Source organism: Enterococcus lactis, assembly GCF_015751045.1.
In the GTDB taxonomy this organism is placed as follows: Bacteria; Bacillota; Bacilli; order Lactobacillales; family Enterococcaceae; genus Enterococcus_B; species Enterococcus_B lactis.
Genome location: NZ_BNJW01000017.1, coordinates 1 through 17,648, shown reverse-complemented (window position 1 = coordinate 17,648; position 17,648 = coordinate 1). Strand labels below are relative to the sequence as shown.

At 36.8% G+C, this 17,648-nt stretch carries 18 protein-coding genes; 5 read left to right on the top strand and 13 right to left on the bottom strand.

Annotation, left to right across the window (positions count from 1 at the left end; all coding sequences use genetic code 11):
• Positions 1–30: 30 nt before the first annotated feature.
• From KFO35_RS09765 to map, 11 genes are all read right to left on the bottom strand, one after another.
• Entirely contained in the window at positions 31–2,064 is a 2,034-nt protein-coding gene (locus KFO35_RS09765) for a DUF7657 domain-containing protein (protein ID WP_024635864.1), read from the bottom strand.
• Positions 2,065–2,098: 34 nt separating this feature from the next.
• A complete protein-coding gene (rfbD, locus tag KFO35_RS09760; protein ID WP_002315336.1) occupies positions 2,099–2,950 on the bottom strand; it encodes a dTDP-4-dehydrorhamnose reductase in 852 nt (283 codons plus the stop codon).
• Between the two features lie 97 nt (positions 2,951–3,047).
• Positions 3,048–4,076, bottom strand: a complete 1,029-nt coding sequence (gene rfbB, locus KFO35_RS09755) for a dTDP-glucose 4,6-dehydratase (protein ID WP_156272135.1) — start codon at positions 4,074–4,076, stop codon at positions 3,048–3,050.
• A gap of 21 nt (positions 4,077–4,097) precedes the next feature.
• A complete protein-coding gene (gene rfbC / locus KFO35_RS09750) occupies positions 4,098–4,670 on the bottom strand; it encodes a dTDP-4-dehydrorhamnose 3,5-epimerase (protein WP_002292883.1) in 573 nt (190 codons plus the stop codon).
• 13 nt (positions 4,671–4,683) lie between these two features.
• Positions 4,684–5,550: a glucose-1-phosphate thymidylyltransferase RfbA gene (rfbA, locus tag KFO35_RS09745; protein ID WP_002315337.1), complete on the bottom strand. Its 867-nt coding sequence runs from the start codon at positions 5,548–5,550 to the stop codon at positions 4,684–4,686.
• A 99-nt stretch (positions 5,551–5,649) separates the two neighbouring features.
• Positions 5,650–6,357, bottom strand: a complete 708-nt coding sequence (locus KFO35_RS09740) for a glycosyltransferase family 2 protein (RefSeq protein ID WP_002292885.1) — start codon at positions 6,355–6,357, stop codon at positions 5,650–5,652.
• A 4-nt stretch (positions 6,358–6,361) separates the two neighbouring features.
• A complete protein-coding gene (locus KFO35_RS09735; RefSeq protein WP_002315338.1) occupies positions 6,362–7,189 on the bottom strand; it encodes a glycosyltransferase in 828 nt (275 codons plus the stop codon).
• Positions 7,189–7,989 carry a glycosyltransferase gene (locus KFO35_RS09730; protein WP_002315339.1) on the bottom strand — a complete coding sequence of 267 codons (801 nt, stop codon included), beginning with the start codon at positions 7,987–7,989 and terminating at the stop codon, positions 7,189–7,191. Before KFO35_RS09730 ends, KFO35_RS09735 begins: the two co-directional genes overlap by 1 nt.
• Positions 7,982–9,121, bottom strand: coding sequence for an MraY family glycosyltransferase (locus KFO35_RS09725; RefSeq protein WP_002329034.1), 1,140 nt, complete (start codon positions 9,119–9,121; stop codon positions 7,982–7,984). The genes KFO35_RS09730 and KFO35_RS09725 overlap by 8 nt, the downstream gene beginning before the upstream one ends.
• A gap of 75 nt (positions 9,122–9,196) precedes the next feature.
• A complete protein-coding gene (locus KFO35_RS09720; RefSeq protein ID WP_156272133.1) occupies positions 9,197–10,120 on the bottom strand; it encodes a YihY/virulence factor BrkB family protein in 924 nt (307 codons plus the stop codon).
• Between the two features lie 31 nt (positions 10,121–10,151).
• Complete coding sequence (gene map / locus KFO35_RS09715) at positions 10,152–10,916, bottom strand: type I methionyl aminopeptidase (RefSeq protein WP_002292891.1); 765 nt, start codon at positions 10,914–10,916, stop codon at positions 10,152–10,154.
• Between the two features lie 157 nt (positions 10,917–11,073).
• On the opposite strand from map, the gene KFO35_RS09710 reads away from it, so the two are divergent.
• Positions 11,074–11,514: a flavodoxin gene (locus tag KFO35_RS09710; protein WP_002292892.1), complete on the top strand. Its 441-nt coding sequence runs from the start codon at positions 11,074–11,076 to the stop codon at positions 11,512–11,514.
• Between the two features lie 175 nt (positions 11,515–11,689).
• Here KFO35_RS09710 and KFO35_RS09705 read toward each other — a convergent pair whose 3' ends face one another.
• The gene (locus KFO35_RS09705) at positions 11,690–12,259 is read right to left on the bottom strand and encodes a TetR/AcrR family transcriptional regulator (protein WP_002315341.1); all 570 of its coding nucleotides are present in this window, start codon (positions 12,257–12,259) and stop codon (positions 11,690–11,692) included.
• A 255-nt stretch (positions 12,260–12,514) separates the two neighbouring features.
• Here KFO35_RS09705 and KFO35_RS09700 point away from each other — a divergent pair, with 255 nt between their 5' ends.
• A complete protein-coding gene (locus KFO35_RS09700; RefSeq protein WP_002315342.1) occupies positions 12,515–13,747 on the top strand; it encodes an aminopeptidase in 1,233 nt (410 codons plus the stop codon).
• 145 nt (positions 13,748–13,892) lie between these two features.
• On the opposite strand, the gene KFO35_RS09695 is transcribed toward KFO35_RS09700, so the two are convergent.
• A complete protein-coding gene (locus KFO35_RS09695; protein ID WP_002315343.1) occupies positions 13,893–14,447 on the bottom strand; it encodes a hypothetical protein in 555 nt (184 codons plus the stop codon).
• A gap of 839 nt (positions 14,448–15,286) precedes the next feature.
• Between KFO35_RS09695 and KFO35_RS09690 the strand changes: the two genes are divergently transcribed.
• The 3 genes from KFO35_RS09690 to KFO35_RS09680 all read left to right on the top strand — a co-directional run bounded on the left by KFO35_RS09690 (position 15,287) and on the right by KFO35_RS09680 (position 17,194).
• Positions 15,287–15,589: a DUF5960 family protein gene (locus tag KFO35_RS09690; protein WP_156272131.1), complete on the top strand. Its 303-nt coding sequence runs from the start codon at positions 15,287–15,289 to the stop codon at positions 15,587–15,589.
• Positions 15,590–16,156: 567 nt separating this feature from the next.
• Positions 16,157–16,420, top strand: a complete 264-nt coding sequence (locus tag KFO35_RS09685) for a hypothetical protein (RefSeq protein ID WP_113813236.1) — start codon at positions 16,157–16,159, stop codon at positions 16,418–16,420.
• A gap of 252 nt (positions 16,421–16,672) precedes the next feature.
• Positions 16,673–17,194, top strand: coding sequence for a hypothetical protein (locus KFO35_RS09680; protein ID WP_156272129.1), 522 nt, complete (start codon positions 16,673–16,675; stop codon positions 17,192–17,194).
• The last annotated feature ends 454 nt before the right edge of the window (positions 17,195–17,648 follow it).

The window sequence follows — 17,648 nt, the reverse complement described above, 5'->3', positions numbered from 1 at the left end:
AATACTTCAGGGTTATTCTCAGCTAGCCCATTACTGTAAGACTAGCTGATTTTCCTGAGTTTGTGTTTGTGGTACATCTGGATAATCCGGATATTCTACTTTAAAAATCATATAACCATCTTTATCCGGTCCATATAGTTGTGTGAATTGAGCTTCATATAACTGATTGTAATCAGTTAACGGTCGCTTACTGATTACATAGTTGATCCCTAACTTTTCTGCGTCTTCAAAATTCAACGTGACCGAGAACATATCTGGACGATCTAAAATGAACTTTGTATCTTCCTTAGCGATAAAAGCTCTTGTGTGAGCATACCGATTATAATACTTCTCATATTCTTCTTTTGGATCGATTTTCTTCCATGCAGCCATATCTGGATAAAAGCGGACTGTATTGAAAGATTTCACACCCAAAGTTGGGGTGAAATTATACAGTTCATCTTCAGTCAACCAGACTTTGCCAGGGTCTTGTTGATCGATTTTTCGGATTTCTTTTGCCAGTGTTTTTTCAAAAATCGCTCCAGTACCTTCTACGACTGGATTGACAAAGAAACCAGATGCGATGATCACGGCGGCAAAAGCAAGATAAAACAAGCGTCTCCAGCCAAATAATGCAAAAGCTAAAATCACTGTTCCCAACACAACGACTGCGATGGTTTCGAAATCTGAAAAATAATTATCCATCTTCGAATGAGTAATTGCATAGAAATAAGACCATGCGTTTACTGCCATTAAAATGAATTTATACCAAATAGGAATAACATCTTCTCTCCAAATATAAGCGATGAACCAAATTGATAATAGGCAAGCCGCAAAACTAAAAGTAAGGATGGCTCTTAAAGGAGGAACATAAGACAGCAGAGTAATTTCTGCTAGCCATTTTGGCAATCCAACGGTAATCCAAAAGATAGAAAACAGACAAAAAATCATCAAAATACGTCCCAATAACTTTTGTTCACTATCTTTTTTGCCAAATAACACAAATGGACTGGCTAGGAATACAGTTGGAAAGAAGTGATAGAACAAAGCCACTTCAGAGTTATTCGAATAGTTGATGTCTTCAAAAGGAATTTTCCAGTTTGTCAGGAAAGAAAAAAATTCGCCAATCGTCCACTTTCCACCGGTACTGACTCGTTTTCCTGGATATAAGGTATTCAAAGAAGCTAACAATGCGTCTTTTGACGTCAGCCAGAAATGAACCATGACTCCGCCAATAAATAAAACTGCCCCTCCAATCAACACTACATCCAACAGATCCCAAGAAATTTTCTTGCTGTAGTAAATAAGCAAGCCAACAAAATAAAAAATCAGCAAGTACGCCAGCATCACTTGATGGGCTGGGTAAATCACTAAAATAAACCCAATACCGAAAATAACCACCAAAAGCATCATCAACGTTCGCAGCCATTTTTTATCATGATTGTAGAAATAATGATAAAAAGCAGTCATCAGTCCCAAAGTAAAGAAAATCAAATCGCCCACATGCTGCATGAACCACCACTGGACTGCGGGAGAAAATGTCAGCGCAAATGCGCCAATCAGCGATAATGCTTTTTTTCTCTTCGTTAATATCATCAGTACTTCGAATCCAAGCAAGACCATGACGACTAATTTCATCGCCCAATAAAAGGAAAGGCCTCGATCTCTTCCGAGGAAAAAGAATCCCCAGTTGAATGGTTTTCCGATAACCGTAATATCCTTTACAGGAGAATTATACGCAATGATCATGTTTTGTCCGTTCAATGAATAATCTTCGTTCACCAACGGAAAGTCCTCTTCAGCTTGTGAGAGGTAAAAAGGTGTCTGCACCAGCCATTCATCTGACCGCACTTCCCGATTCTGTCCAAAAATCACATCAGTTTTTTTCCCATCGTCTCTTTGCGACACATATTTATCCCAAACACCAAGTGAACTTCCGTTTAAATTAAAAGTAACAATGACCACGATGACTAAAACACCAATAAGGTATCGGAGTTTTAGAAACAGGTCAAGCACCAAATTCGAATCTGCCTGATTCGCTTTTGGTTTTTCTTTTCGTCGTGCACTTCTTGTTTGTTTTTCCATATCATGCTCCAAATTCTATTTGATAAAAAGGAAATTACTTATTCATTTTTTTGGCAGCTTCCAGCATTTGCGCAAGTGCTTCTTGCCAAGTTGGTATGGCAAATCCTAACGCTTCTGTCTTTTTCAGGCTCATGACTGAATACTGCGGACGCGTTGCTTTTTGTGGAAATTCTTCCGATGTAACAGGCGCTACTTCCACATCTGTATCTTTCAATATTTCTTTGGCAAATTCATACCAAGAACAGCTATTTTCGTTCGACAAATGATAAATACCGAATGGTGCTTTTTCTTCGATAACATATACCATAAATTCTGCCAAAGTACGTGTCCAAGTTGGCCGCCCGAACTGGTCATTTACTACAGTCAGTTTGTCGCGGGTTTCCGCTAGGCGTTGCATCGTGAAGACGAAATTGTGTCCATAAATCCCGAAAACCCAAGAAGTTCGTATGATATAATAGTCTTCTAAAATCTCTTCTACTGCTTTTTCGCCTAATAATTTCGTACGACCATATTCATTTAGTGGATTTGTTTGGTCATCTACTTCGTACTCTACATTTTTGTTTTTTCCATCGAAGACATAGTCTGTACTGATATAGACGAATTGAGCATTCACAGCTTTTGCTGCAAGCGCTACATTTCTTGTGCCATCGACATTGATTTTCTCATCTAATTCTTTTGCTTCTTCTTCTGCTTTATCTACTGCTGTGTAAGCTGCGCAATGGAAAATAACATCCGGTTTTAATTCTGTAATATAAGCCATTGTTTTCTCAGCATCTGTGATATCCAAGTCTTTTGCATCTGTTGAAACATATGGCAGATTTTTTTCATCTAATAAATGGCGCAATTCTGTACCTAATTGTCCATTTCCTCCAGTTAATAAAAACATATGGTTATCCGCTCCTTGATTTTTATTTTAAAAAAGAGACAGGCGAGCGCCTGCCTCACATGTGTTTTTCCATTAATACAGTGAAATTTTCTCTGTATTATTGTCCATTTTTGGCATATGCTGCTTCAACGGCCTCTTTTTCTTTTTTCCACCAGTCTTCATGTTCTTCGTACCATTTGATCGTGTCAGCCAACCCATCACGGAAGTTCGTAAACTCAGGCTGCCAACCTAGCTCTTCTCGCAATTTTGTCGAATCGATTGCATAACGCAAATCGTGCCCTGCACGGTCGTTTACATGGTCGTATGCGTCTTTTGGTTGACCCATCATTTCTAAGATCAATTCCATCACGGTCTTATTATCTTCTTCGCCGTCCGCACCGATCAGGTAGGTTTCGCCAATTCTGCCTTTTGTCAAAATCAACCACACTGCTGAAGAATGATCATTTGTATGGATCCAGTCACGAACATTTTTCCCTTCACCATATAATTTTGGACGAATACCGCTTAAAATGTTCGTTACTTGGCGAGGTATAAATTTTTCAATATGCTGGTAAGGACCATAGTTGTTTGAACAATTTGAAATAGTTGCACGTAAGCCAAAAGAGCGTACCCACGCTTTTACTAACAGATCTGAACCAGCTTTTGTAGAAGAATATGGGCTTGAAGGATTATATGGTGTTTCGGCAGTGAATTTTTCTCCTTCGCCTTCTCCATGTCCCGGTAGGTCTTCACGTAATGGAAGATCTCCGTAAACCTCGTCAGTAGATACGTGATGATAGCGTATATCATACTTGCGGCAAGCTTCTAAAAGTGTATACGTACCAATGATATTCGTTTGTACAAATGGGAAAGGATCTTTTAATGAATTATCGTTATGGGATTCTGCCGCGTAATGAACAACTGCGTCCGCTTCTTTTACTAGACGGTCCACTAATTCTGCATCTGCAACATCTCCTACGACCAATTCTACGCGATCGCTAGGAAGTCCAGCCAAGTTCTCTTTGTTTCCTGCATAAGTCAGTTTATCCAAAACAGTGACATGCACTTCTGGATGATTGTTTACCACGTAATGAACGAAATTAGAGCCGATGAATCCGGCACCTCCGGTAACAATGATGTTTTTCATAAGAAAATTTCTCCTTAATTCTTAGATTTCTCCGTAAACAAATGGATTTTCTGCTTCAAATTCTTTTAATGTCGGATGACGGTGATCTTTTTCCGACATAATCGCTCTTGATGGATCAATTGGCCAATCAATCGCTAAATCTGGATCATCAAATGCGATGCCTCCATCTGCTTCTGCATTATAGTAATTATCACACTTGTAAAGGAAGTTCACGTTTGGTGTCAAAGTAACGAATCCATGTGCATATCCTTTAGGTACAAGCAACTGACGATGATTATGTTCAGATAAGATAAATCCGTCCCATTGACCATAAGTCGGGCTGCCTTTGCGGATGTCCACTACTACGTCTAAAACTGCTCCAGTAACCACACGAATCAATTTTGTCTGTGCAGCTTCTCCCTTTTGGAAATGAAGCCCGCGAAGAACACCAGCTTCAGCAGATAACGAATGATTGTCTTGAACAAAGTCATAATCTAATCCATGTTCTGCAAATTTTGCTTTTGAATAGCTTTCTGTAAAAAAACCGCGATGGTCGCCAAAGACATCCATTTCCACGATTTTTACATCTGTTAATTTTGTATCTGTTACTTTCATCTGTAGGAACTCCTTATTCAGCGGCCAAATTCAATAAATATTGACCGTATTGATTTTTTTTCAAAGGCTGTGCAAGGGCTAGCAGTTGTTCTTTATCAATGTAGCCCATACGGTAAGCAATTTCTTCCAAACAAGCCACTTTTAAGTTCTGACGTTTTTCAATCGTTTCGATAAAGGTAGATGCTTCAAGCAATGATTCATGTGTTCCTGTATCAAGCCAAGCAAATCCGCGTCCCATAAGTTCTACAGATAATTTTCCTTTATCCAAATATGCTTTATTGACATCTGTGATTTCTAGTTCTCCACGTTCTGACGGTTTGATTCCTTTAGCAATAGAAATCACCTCATTGTCATAAAAATAAAGGCCAGTTACTGCGTAATTTGATTTTGGCTGAGCAGGCTTTTCTTCAATCGACAAAGCTTGCATGTTCTCATCAAATTCTACTACACCAAAGCGTTCTGGATCATTGACATGATAGCCAAATACTGTCGCGCCTGTATCTTTTGAAGCTGCTCGTTGCAACATTTTAGACAGACCGCCACCATAGTAAATATTGTCTCCTAATACCAAGCAGACACTATCATCTCCAATAAATTCTTCTCCAATGATAAACGCTTGTGCCAATCCATCTGGACTTTCTTGTATTGCATATTCGATCTGCAGTCCTAAATCATTTCCGTTTCCAAATAATTCCTTGAAACGTGGTGTATCTTGTGGCGTTGAAATAATCAGAATTTCTTTGATTCCCGCCAACATCAGAGTAGACATTGGATAATAAATCATTGGTTTGTCATAAATCGGCATCAATTGTTTCGATGTTGCCTTTGTTAAAGGGTACAGACGTGTTCCGCTGCCCCCAGCAAGAATGATTCCCTTCATGGATATATGCTCTCCTTTTTGATTTCAAATTTCACTTTGCTATTATCTCATCAATCGTTATATTTGTCATGGAAATATTAAGGATTTAAACATCTTTTATCAACGTTTAAACCATTTTCGTTTGATCAACGCCGTAATCAGATGAACACGCCAGGAAATTTTTTGGCGTAATTTAGAATGCGTTTCAATCTCACTCGCATTTAAATCATGTCTTCGATACAGTGTCAAAGGTTCTCTCAGAAACCCAGTCTTCCTTCCTCCCAACAAACCGATCCACATGTCATGCATAGGCACTTCTGACGGAATCGGCAAAATATCGGATTTCAACGAAGAGCGAAAAGCCATACCTGCACCAATATAATGACTTCGTATTACATTATTGACCCATCCTTCTTTGGAATTTCGGAATGAAAAATAGGAAGCATGGATCTCTTGCAGCTTACTGTTCACAATGATCAAATCTGAAACGACTACTAATTGATCCGGATGCTGTTCAAAATAGTCAGTGATTTTTTTCACTTTTGTCTCTAACCAAACATCATCTTGATCTGCCAAAAAGATTAGCTCTCCTTTCGTCTGCTGGATCGCATAGCCAAAATTAGCGATCAACCCTTGACGAGGTCCTGAAAAAAGCTTTATCCGTCTATCTTTTTCTGCGTATTCAGTCAATATATCCCATGTATCATCTACTGACCCATCATCAGAAATGATCACTTCATCTTCTGCTGAAAGCTGAGATAAAATACTATCCAACTGCTCTCTTAAATATCTGCCCCCATTAAAGGTAGCTATACAAACCGAACGCACGAATTCACACCTTCCAATTCTTAACATATGAGCGCAAAGTCATCCGCCAGATATGCCGGTTTTTGACGGTCAAAAACTGTTTAACTGTTCTTAACAATAATTGTTGTCGGTGACTGGATAAATGTCTTTGATCATATTCATGATAAAATCGATTTTCTGCTTGTAAAATAGAACGGTATCTATTGCTTGAAACTTTTTCATAGTCTAATACCGAAAGATCATGTTCCAGTCGTACTGGTAGTATCTCCACCGTTTTTTCCAACTGATTCACTTTCCAAAACAGCCAATGGTCCAAAAAATCTAAAGAAAAAGCAGGATTAAACCCGCCAATCTTTTTTAGAAATTTGACAGACCATGCCACACCTGAATTGATTGCCATGATTCTTTCAGCTGTCGTACCGTCTACTTCTACTGCATGTGCTGTACGATTGATATAATGATTCGAATAGACGGGAGAAACTTGCCGTCCCCCAGAAAAAATCATCGGAACTGCAGCAACACATTCATCTGTAAAAGCTACTTTACGCAAGATTTCAAAATAGTCGTCGACTAGCCTCGTATCCTGATCCAATGTAACGATACAACGTGTTCTTTCATTTGCTTGAGACAACGCATAATTATAAGCCGCCGCTAATCCAGGGTTTTGCGGATCATGATAGTAAATGGTGTTTTCTTTTTCAAACAGCTCATTTTGCTGTCTTTGAGGACTATTATCGTAAATAATAAGCTGAATATGCTTTTCGCTAAGTGCTTTGCTTAATGGTCCATAAGTTGGAGATTGGCTGAATAGTTGCTGATAGAGCACTACTACTACTACTATTTCTGGTTTCATCAGAAAAAACGCCACCCCCACTTATTGAAAAATTTCATCATAGAAGTCAAAAACACACGAAAAAGTTTTGCATTTCGATGTGCACCCTTTCCATAAAAATGGACGACTGCATAAAAGGGTGTGTACAATAATTTGTAACCTGCTTTTTCAAAACTCAAACACAAGTCATTATCTTCAAAGTACATGAAGAAACGCTCATCAAATCCCCTTATCTCTTTAAATTTATCAATATCAGCTACCATAAAACTGCCCGAGATCATTCGCACATAACTATCAACATCAGTGGGCAAGCCACGGCATTCAAAGACAGCCAGCCGTTTATCAAACCTTTTTTTGACCCATTTGAAAGGCACAAAGCGCAAAACATAATCAAAAACAGCCAGCCGCTCACGGATGAGGTGCTGAGTGGTCCCATCTTCATTAAGAATCTTAGGTGCTAACATCGCGCATTCGGGATGTTCTTTCAGTAACAACACCAATGCTGTAACTGTTTCTTCATCCACTAAAATATCTGGATTACAAATAATGCCATAGTGGCAATCGCTGTTCAGCAGATTGTGATTATGTCCATAACCAAATCCGGAATTTTCATCATGAAAATAGATTTCGATATACGGATATGTCACATATTCTTTTAGTCTGCTTTTATATTCCGGAAGGGAGTTGTTGTCAAAAATCCGAATTTTTATCGCTGTTTCATCTTTTACAGTTGAAATAAAATTATCTAGTGTCCGAAAAATCTTATCACTGTTCGCCGTTACAATACTAATAAGAATTGGCTGGTTTAATTTGTTATTCATCTATATGACGGTTCCATTTCTTCAAATATTTCTGTTTTACTTGCGTACGATACTCTTTATTCCCTAAAAATCGCAATGTTTTTAAAATAAACTGATGTTTTTCGTTAATCAGACCAATCAATTCAAATAATAAAATTGCAGCAAATAGCATAGCAATAATCAATACAATCGTTCCGATTCTTCCAGTATAATTCATGACCATAGCTGTGAAAGAAAACATCAAAGCCATCGCATAAATCGTCAGGACGGCACCTTTATGAGTAAATCCTAAACTGATTAGTCGGTGATGAAGATGTTTTTTATCTGCTGTAGAAAAAGAAACACGGTTTGCTTTTCTTCTAATGATAGCAAAAAACGTATCTGTTACCGGAACGCCCATGACGATCAGTAGAGAAATTGACGAAACAAAAGTTACGTTCTTCAGCCCTTGTAGTGAAAGGACGGCCATCATGAACCCTAAGAATAACGCTCCTGTATCGCCTAAATAAATCTTTGCCGGATAAAAATTGTACGGGAAAAATCCGATAATGCTTGCTACAAGACAGAAAATAACGACCGGGATGTACACTGTGGAAGCATGAAGGAAAAAATACCCAATGATGCCTATCGTGATTAAACCAATCAATGAAATCCCTGCCGCTAGCCCATCTAAACCGTCAATCAGATTGATTGCGTTCGTGATACCGAAGATCCAAAAAATCGTTACAGGGAAACTAAGCCATCCTAATTGGATATAGCCAATAAAAGGAAGCGTAAAGGAATCAATACGTATATCTGCTACAAAATAAATAATAAGAGAGGCAAGCAAGATCCCTACACTCTTTTGTTTAGGCGTCAGCTCAAATTTGTCATCGAGTACTCCTGTAACGATGATCACCAAAGAAGCGAGCAAGATGGGCACAATATACGATTGTGGAATGATTTTACGAAATAAGAATAAAGTCGATATAACAAATGAAATAAAAATGGGCAGTCCGCCTGCGGAAGGCATTGGAACTTTGTTTATCCTTCTTTCATTTGGTTTGTCGACCATACCCGTTTGTACTGAAATGATTTTAAATACAGGTGTTAATATCAGTGATAATAAAATTGTCAGAAAAAATCTTATAACCATACTAAAAGAAACAAGCATATGGGCACCTACTTTAATTAAGAGTCACAATTATTATAAATTACTGATATAAATTTACAATAAGAACTCTTGTTTCTACTTTTTTTTATGAGAAAATTTAGCTTTCAGTTTATTGAACCATTTTCGGCTTGGATCTCGACGTTTTTTGATTTGATGTCCCGTCACGTATTCTTGAACAACTGCATTGATGATTCCGCCCAAAATGATGATCGTAGCAGCAAAATTAAGCCAAAGCATGAGGACAATAAAACTTCCTATGATCTGATAACCGCTGATCCTCGTTGCAAAATATCTGGCATAGATACTAAACACTTGTGATAACAGCATCCAGCCGACAGTAGCGAAGATCGTACCTGGAATAATCGTCTTCAACTTCAATTGAGCATTAGGGACAATTAAATAAATCAAGAACATGATGACAAATAAAGCCACCAATGTGATTGGCCATTTCAACGTTTGGAACTGATCAATAAAGTTTACAGGTATTTGTACAATCGGTTGAATCGCATCTAAAATCAGCTGTCCTAAACCAAGAACGATAGTTACTCCACTAATGGCAATCATGAACAAGACGATTACGATCAGCGAGAAGAAGCGAACGATCAAAAAATTTTTTCTATTTTCTACGCCATACGCTTTATTCATCGCAATTTGTAAAGCGTTGATACTTTGACTGGCAGACCACAAGGCCGCCAAAGCAGAAGCGGATAACAAACCGCCTGAACTTTGTGTCAAAAGGTCCTTGATTGCAGGACCAATAAACTGGTAAACGGTCTCAGGAATCACTTCTCGTAAATAGGTCAGTACAGTCTCTTGATCGATGTGGAGAAACGGCAAAATATTACCAAAAGCAATAATCAATGGAAATAAAGACAAGAGTAAATAATAAGCAACGACAACCGAGGTCGTACTCATTTCTGAATCAGTGATGCGCTTTTGAGTCGTCTCGATAAAGCGCATCAGATTTTCATTTTGTTTTATTTTGTTCCAAACTTTCATGTACCTCTCCCGTACCTATTGATTGGCTGGATCAATAGGTACCTTCTTCTCCTTGTGATGTCAAGATTCTAGGGCCATCTTTAGTAATAGCCAATGTATGTTCATATTGGCAAGATAGTCCGCCGTCTCTTGTATAAGCAGTCCAGCCATTAGGATCCATTTTCATTTTCCAAGTTCCGGTATTGACCATAGGCTCGATCGTGATGACCATACCTTCTTTCAATCGCAAACCTTTTCCAGCTTCTCCGTAATGAGGAACGGCTGGTTCTTCATGGATCGTAGGACCAACGCCATGACCAATAAAATCACGGACGATTGCTAGATTTTCACCTTCTACATACGTTTGGATCGCATGACCGATGTCGCCGATTCGATTTCCTACTTGTGCTTGCTCAATACCGATGTACAATGCTTTCTTCGTTACTTCCATCAATCGGTCGATCTCAGGTGTAGATTCTCCCACTACATAAGCCCAACAAGAATCGGAAATGCCGCCTTTCAAATCGATACACATATCGACTTTTACCAAATCGCCGCTTTTCAAAGGTTTTTTCCGAGGAAATCCATGACAAATTTCGTCATTGATACTGATACAAGTCGCATATTCATACCCTTCGAAGCCAATTTGCGCAGCGATTCCTCCATGACTCTCGATATAGTTTCTGACAAATACCTCAATATCCCAACTTGTTATGCCTGGTTTGATAAAATCACGCAGATTTTTATGTACATCTGCCAATAAAGCGCCAGATTCTGCCATCATTTCAATTTCACGTGCTGATTTTAAAGTAATCATATTTTCGTCTCCTTTTTACAAATCTCTCTCATTTTAACATAGCGGCATACATTTAGCCAAATGACATTTCCCATGTGTCTCTAGGTTTTATTTTCTTTTCAACGATGTTTTGGTATAATTCATAATTGTTAAATAATTTTAAACAAGGAGGCACATCATGGCTTTAGCAAAAATCGTATATGCTAGCATGACAGGAAATACTGAAGAAATCGCCGATATTGTTGCAGAAGCATTTGAAAATATGGATATCGAAGTCGAAATCAACGAATGTACCCAAGTAGATGCAGATGAATTTGAGGAGGCAGATATTTGCGTCGTAGCTACTTATACATACGATGATGGCGATCTTCCTGATGAGATTGTAGATTTTTATGAAGACTTGCAAGAGTTGGATCTATCAGGAAAAATCTACGGCGTCTGCGGATCTGGTGATACTTTTTACGATGAATTCTGTAAATCAGTGGATGACTTCGATGCTGCTTTTGGAAAAACAGGCGCATCAAAAGGCGCAGAAAATGTAAAAGTAGACTTAAATGCTGAGGAAGAAGATATCGAGAATCTAGAAGCTTTCGCTAAAGAATTAGTCGCAAAACTTTAATATGCTTGAGATATAAAAGAGCCGTCCAGATTGAATCAATCTAGACGGCTCTTTTATTGTATTTATGGAAGAGTTCTTCGGGAGTTAAAAATGTATACGCTGTAAGAAAAACGAAATTTTCCTTATGTTGACACATCTCTTGTTATCTACTGATTTGTGAAACTCTTGAGTATATTCAATCGATTTCGATTGGTTCTTTGAGATTCAAGATTGCATCAATGCTGTCTTGGATCATTTTTTCAATCTGCTCATCAGTTGGATGGATAATGCTTGAAGACATCAAAGCTGCAATCCCGGTAGCTATGATCCATGTACCGTTATGCAAGGATTCGATCTGCTCTTCTGAAAGATCCGCATAGGTTGGGTCCCGTTTCACTGTATTCACAAAGTAAGTATAAGAGAAATTTTGCATCTCTTTTCCTCCACCATATTCTTCTAAGTACAGTGAACGATACAACTTCTTCTCTCTTCTTGCAAAATGGATATAATTAAAAGCAAGATCGATAATCGTATTCCCTGTATGCTCAACTGGAAACACTTCGTATTGCAAATAATCATAGATTTGTTCAAAAAGTGCTTGTCTCAAATCATCCATATTTTTGAACTCAAGATAGATCGGCTGCGTGGAACAATTCATTTTGTTCGCGATGTTTCTCGCAGTAAATCGTGTAAATCCCTCGGTGGCAGCTACTTCATAAGCAGCTGCCAAAATCTGTTCTTTAGTAATCGTCTTTTTTCTTGCCATATTTTTTTAATCTCCTCAATTTTTTTATAACGCTTCCACCATTGATTAATTTTATTGTAACATGTTTTTTTTGATATGCAAAATTAGTTTTCGATTTTCTTCACAAGCTAAAATAGCAAGTCGTGTCATAGAATGTGAAACGCAACCATAAAAAAATAACCTCCTTTTTTTATTTAAAGCTACATTGTTTGAATCATGATTAAATGGTATCATGCTAATAGTTACCAGAAAAAATGGTGAGGAGGAATTTTTATTATGTTATCCGATTTTAATGAACTTCTAAAAAAATATGCACGCTTAATTGCAGAAACTGGCGTGGCCACAGAAAAAGGTCACACAGTCGTTTTACAGATCAGTGTGGACCAAGCACCCCTTGCTCGCTTGATCACACAAGAAGCTTACAAATTAGGAGCTGCTGAAGTCATCGTTCAATGGACGGATGATCAGATTCAAAGAGAATTTCTTTTACATGCAGCAACAGATCGTATTGAGAATGTACCACAATCTAAAATCGATCAAGCGGATGAATGGCTTGAAAAAGGAGCAAGCAGGATCAGTGTCGTTTCTGCCGACCCTGATGCGTTTGCCGGTGTAGACAGCCAACGAGTAGCATCTTATCAAGCAGCTGCCGGTAAAGCACTAATGAATTTGCGCAAGGCAACTCAGGCAAATAAAGTCAGTTGGACTGTTGTAGCTGCTGCTGGTAAACAATGGGCAGCAAAAGTTTTTCCAGATCTGCCAGAAGAAGAACAAGTTGATGCATTATGGGATCAAATTTTCAAAACAACTCGTGTCTACGAAGAAGACCCTGTTTTAGCATGGAAAAAACACGATGAGAAATTAGCAAAAAAAGCAGAAGAATTGAATCAAGAACAATTTTCTGCCCTGCACTACACTGCTCCTGGTACGGATATCATCATTGGATTGCCTAAAAACCATCTTTGGGAAGGTGCTGGAAGCTACAATGCTCGAGGGGAAAAATTCATGGCAAATATGCCAACAGAAGAAGTGTTCACCGCACCTGACAGTCATCGAGTAGATGGGTATATTTCAAGCACAAAACCGCTAAGTTATGCTGGTACGATCATCTCTGGTATGAAATTTACTTTCAAAGATGGAAAAGTAGTTGACTTTTCTGCCGAACAAGGCGAAGATGTCTTAGCAAAATTGCTTGATACCGATGAAGGTGCGCGTCGTCTAGGAGAAGTGGCACTTGTTCCCGACCCTTCCCCTATTTCTCAATCTGGTATCATTTTCTTCAATACATTATTTGATGAAAACGCATCGAACCATTTAGCCTTAGGGTCTGCTTATGCCTTCAGTGTGAAAGGCGGTACAGAAATGTCCGACGAGGAATTAGCAGAAGCTGGTTTGAATAGAAGTCAAACCCACGTAGATTTCATGGTAGGATCTGACAAGATGGATATCGATGGAATCCGCGAAGACGGTTCTACAGTACCGATTTTCCGTAATGGAGATTGGGCTTGAGCAAAATCTTGTTAGCACAAATAAAATAAAAAAAACATATAAAAAAGAGAGTGGGACAATAGTCAGAAAAAAATCTGATTATTGCCCCACTCTCTAGATATAAGTCAAAAAGATTGAACGTATTAGTGTACTTCCATTTTATCTTTTAAACTTCTCCTTCAACTTGCACAATGAATCTTTGCTCACGATTCCAATCAAATGCAGTAGAAAACACCCCCAGATCAGTATGACCTCCTCTGCTCCAATTCAAATAGGTCCCGCTTGACATATTTTCTATAAAATATATATTTCCCAACGAGTTCTGTCCGGCTGAATATAACTTCCACAGAGTCCCTACATTCTCTCTGTTACTCGAGAAGTCCACAAAGCCTCCTCCCCTGCTATCCCTCCAAATATAATTCGGACTAGAATTCACACCTCCCGGAATCTGCTCCCGGATATAATAACCACCGGCATTTGCATTGTACTCCATTACCCAACGTTGGGTTGAGTCAGATTGATTATAATTTTCCATTCCAATTTCAAAATATAGAATAGGATTATAAGGTATGCGTGACACAGTAAGCGTTGTGTCACTAGCAGCTCGAAGCGAAACAACTTTATTATTATATGCACTGGCATCCACCGTCCCACTCCCTAAAAACCCACTACTTAAAGATGTCAAGACGATTGTGCTAAGTATCAATTTTGCTTTTTTCATTTTCTACTTCCTCCTTTTTTATCAAAGATTGAGAAAACCTTTGATTTCTCTTTTAAATGTTTTTTATATTTTTTATTAAGTGCTAAATAAGAAGATTCTTTATGTACTTATTCAAACTAACTAGGTATTTCAAATCGAACAAAAAACTTCTGACTTTCCAATTATTCTAGCTGTGAAGTGCTGTTTGTATCAACTATACTTAGTACTATCCCACTTTCGTGATTCTCTATGTAGTGCGCCTGTACATTATGTGTCAAGATTAGCATAAGAAGTTAAACATACTTATGCCCACTAGAAAGGCTCTAGCTCCATAGCATTGGAAAAGCTACGCGCCTACCAGTAAAACCACTTTGTTCTATTACCCTTGCATCTGCGAAAGCCCTAAGTAAAATAATCAATGTAGCGCTAAGAATCCATTTTTTTAATTTTTCTCCCTCTTTCATTTTTATTTTTATTTTTATTTTTTACTTTCCGTTTTAATGAAAATGTTTTTTTATCACCTTCCTTCAATAAAAATTGTACTCTTATATCAATAAAAAATGAAGTTTTTTTAATTATAAAATATTTAATTTTCGTTGTTTTAAAATAAAAAAACCTGTATCACAAAGGATACAGGGGTTATTTGTACGTTCCTGACTAACTATTACACGTCTTCTGTTGTGTTTGTTATTATAAGAAATGTTATCATAATAGGATTCCTTTTTGTTTGTGTTTTATTAAATTCGATTTTTTTTGGCACATAATTGGCACAAGTACTTGTTCACCTATTTATTTAGTATAATAAATTCCACCTTTACAAAAAGAACATTAGTTCGTATACTCTTTTTGAGGTGAACATTATGTTGATGGAAGGAAAAACACAATTATGGTTTAAATTTGACCCTTCGAATAGATTTATCAAAGATTTTTATAAGGTGTGGGATTCAGAAGTTTTCTTTTTAGCAATCGAAGATAGCTTATTAATCAATCTCTACTATTCTAATAAGAACTATTTCAAAATTCCTGCTGTGAAAACTAGAATGAAGAAAGACGTATATTTTTTGTTTGATGTCGTGACTGACGTGCCAGACGCACGAAGCGATCATCGGCGTTATGACTATATAAAGTATACTTTCGTTGATCCAGAAAGATACAAAGATTAAAATAGGCTACCTAAAAAGGTAGCCCGGAACGGATTTTATCACCATACTTATGAAAGGAGATATTTTTTAAGTTGGTATTAAGATTGTGTAATATGATGATATCTATATTTTATAGTATCAGTGCTATAAAATCAAAAATAAGTCACTAATTAACTATCACTCCAATTATAAGTCTTTTTCCCATTATTTTTTACAGTTATATGGTATGCTTTTTAATGGCTTCAAATATAAAAGAGTTTAAAGCGTAACGCACTTATGGGGGAGTGGTTTTTGGGGAACGCTTTAAACTCTTCTTTATTATTATCTCACAATTTAACCCGAATGTCTTTCTATTTTAAAAGTCAAAGTAAAACTTTTCAAATATACAGAAGTATAACTATGTGAAACATCCTTTCATTAATCCAATCCATAAAAAGATACATAAAAAAGCCACTCATTTGTTTATGAGCCGTCTGCTCTAACCAGCTGAGCTAAGTACGGAATCGCAGCACCGCTCGATCATTTATTCGGAAACAAGCTACCGCTGAAGATTTAGAAGAAATAGCTGAGATAGCAGAATCAAGACAGTTGATTAAAACCGTTAACTATTCTTTGGAAAAAATAAAAGAGTTGGATTTTCTTCTTGCTAAAGATATCAATAAAGTGAATTATGAAGAGAAGAAAAAATTATTTAATGATATACAAAATATAATCAACTATATAGCAGATGAACGAGAAAAACTTTTTAAATCTATAGAAAATGATAACATAATAGTAAGTTTAAATCCTGTTATAGAGCAAAAACTAACTGTTGCTATAAAGCGCCTAGGAGAACTTTTAAACGAAATATAGATATACACAATGTAACGAAAAAAGGCCTCGCCCACGTTTAAAGGATGAGGCTTTACTTCTATATAAATGATAAAAAGCGTGTCTTTTTAAGATGCGCCAAAAGCGTTATATTATATGATAAAGGTATAATCATTCTGGCGATTAGTAATATGGTATATAATTATGTATAATAGTTAATTTTTTATATACAGAACTTCAAAAAAAAGATAAAATAAACTATATATATTATTTTATTTAAAAAGGAGAACACGAATGGCAGCTAGCTTATCTTCTATTTTCAGTTTACTAAAAGAAATTTTAACAACAGTTAAAGAACTCAAAACAATAAGTTTAACTGATAGAAAAAATTTCCAGCTTGAATACGTCACTTCCGAACGAGCAAATTGGCGAATCATGATTAGAGAAATTTTGCAAGAATTAATAAAAATAAGGATGGTTACTTTTCCTTGTGATGATGAAGAACGTAGAAAATATAGAAGTTGTTTAATTCGATTACACCCCCTTATAAATCCTTACGGTGAATCAGAAGAAGAAAATTCAGATAGTTATTATATTAAGGATGGTCATATAAAAAAAATAATTGATAATGACGATTTGAATGACATAGATAAACTAATCACGTTTCTCTCATATCTTTTAAAATTTGATTGGGAGCGATCAAAATATGAAGCTACAAGTATCGAAATTGACGATGAAATTACACAGCCCACCAAAGAATTATCAAAACCTGAAGCTCAATATATTGAAATGATAAGAAAATATAACGACAAATGATTATGTTGAAATTGATTTATAGATAGAGCATAAAATTGGCTTAGCTCTATCTATAAATTAACAGATGTCCCTCAATAGAGGGGCTATTTTTATTTACAACGTCAAATAAATATCAGTGATACGCAAATCCTTCACCGCGCCTTCATCATTGTAATGATTCATTATATCCTTAAAACTTTTTTTGATGAACTAATATTGGAATATATTCAAATTTATAGTATTTTAGATATAGAAAATCTATGCGTCAAATTTATTCATAGAAAATATTGAGGTGAACTTTGTTGGTAAAAGAAAATTTAGAGTTAGAAGATATTCATCAAAAGAGTAAAGTTATTGCAAATGAAGTTATGGTTACTGCGTCCAAGGCAGCTGTACCTTTAAGTTCTAATGACAAAGCAGACATAGAAAAAGTATTTTCAGAAAAAGCTATTGCATTAAGTGAACGAGCTGATCG

Excerpts from the sequence above, each read along its gene's own strand:
- KFO35_RS09765 (WP_024635864.1), bottom strand. The coding sequence starts at position 2,064 with ATGGAAAAACAAACAAGAAGTGCACGACGAAAAGAAAAACCAAAAGCG.
- rfbD (WP_002315336.1), bottom strand. The coding sequence starts at position 2,950 with ATGTTTTTATTAACTGGAGGAAATGGACAATTAGGTACAGAATTGCGC.
- rfbB (WP_156272135.1), bottom strand. The coding sequence starts at position 4,076 with ATGAAAAACATCATTGTTACCGGAGGTGCCGGATTCATCGGCTCTAAT.
- rfbC (WP_002292883.1), bottom strand. The coding sequence starts at position 4,670 with ATGAAAGTAACAGATACAAAATTAACAGATGTAAAAATCGTGGAAATG.
- rfbA (WP_002315337.1), bottom strand. The coding sequence starts at position 5,550 with ATGAAGGGAATCATTCTTGCTGGGGGCAGCGGAACACGTCTGTACCCT.
- KFO35_RS09735 (WP_002315338.1), bottom strand. The coding sequence starts at position 7,189 with ATGAAACCAGAAATAGTAGTAGTAGTAGTGCTCTATCAGCAACTATTC.
- KFO35_RS09730 (WP_002315339.1), bottom strand. The coding sequence starts at position 7,989 with ATGAATAACAAATTAAACCAGCCAATTCTTATTAGTATTGTAACGGCG.
- KFO35_RS09725 (WP_002329034.1), bottom strand. The coding sequence starts at position 9,121 with ATGCTTGTTTCTTTTAGTATGGTTATAAGATTTTTTCTGACAATTTTA.
- KFO35_RS09720 (WP_156272133.1), bottom strand. The coding sequence starts at position 10,120 with ATGAAAGTTTGGAACAAAATAAAACAAAATGAAAATCTGATGCGCTTT.
- map (WP_002292891.1), bottom strand. The coding sequence starts at position 10,916 with ATGATTACTTTAAAATCAGCACGTGAAATTGAAATGATGGCAGAATCT.
- KFO35_RS09710 (WP_002292892.1), top strand. The coding sequence starts at position 11,074 with ATGGCTTTAGCAAAAATCGTATATGCTAGCATGACAGGAAATACTGAA.
- KFO35_RS09705 (WP_002315341.1), bottom strand. The coding sequence starts at position 12,259 with ATGGCAAGAAAAAAGACGATTACTAAAGAACAGATTTTGGCAGCTGCT.
- KFO35_RS09700 (WP_002315342.1), top strand. The coding sequence starts at position 12,515 with ATGTTATCCGATTTTAATGAACTTCTAAAAAAATATGCACGCTTAATT.
- KFO35_RS09695 (WP_002315343.1), bottom strand. The coding sequence starts at position 14,447 with ATGAAAAAAGCAAAATTGATACTTAGCACAATCGTCTTGACATCTTTA.
- KFO35_RS09690 (WP_156272131.1), top strand. The coding sequence starts at position 15,287 with ATGTTGATGGAAGGAAAAACACAATTATGGTTTAAATTTGACCCTTCG.
- KFO35_RS09680 (WP_156272129.1), top strand. The coding sequence starts at position 16,673 with ATGGCAGCTAGCTTATCTTCTATTTTCAGTTTACTAAAAGAAATTTTA.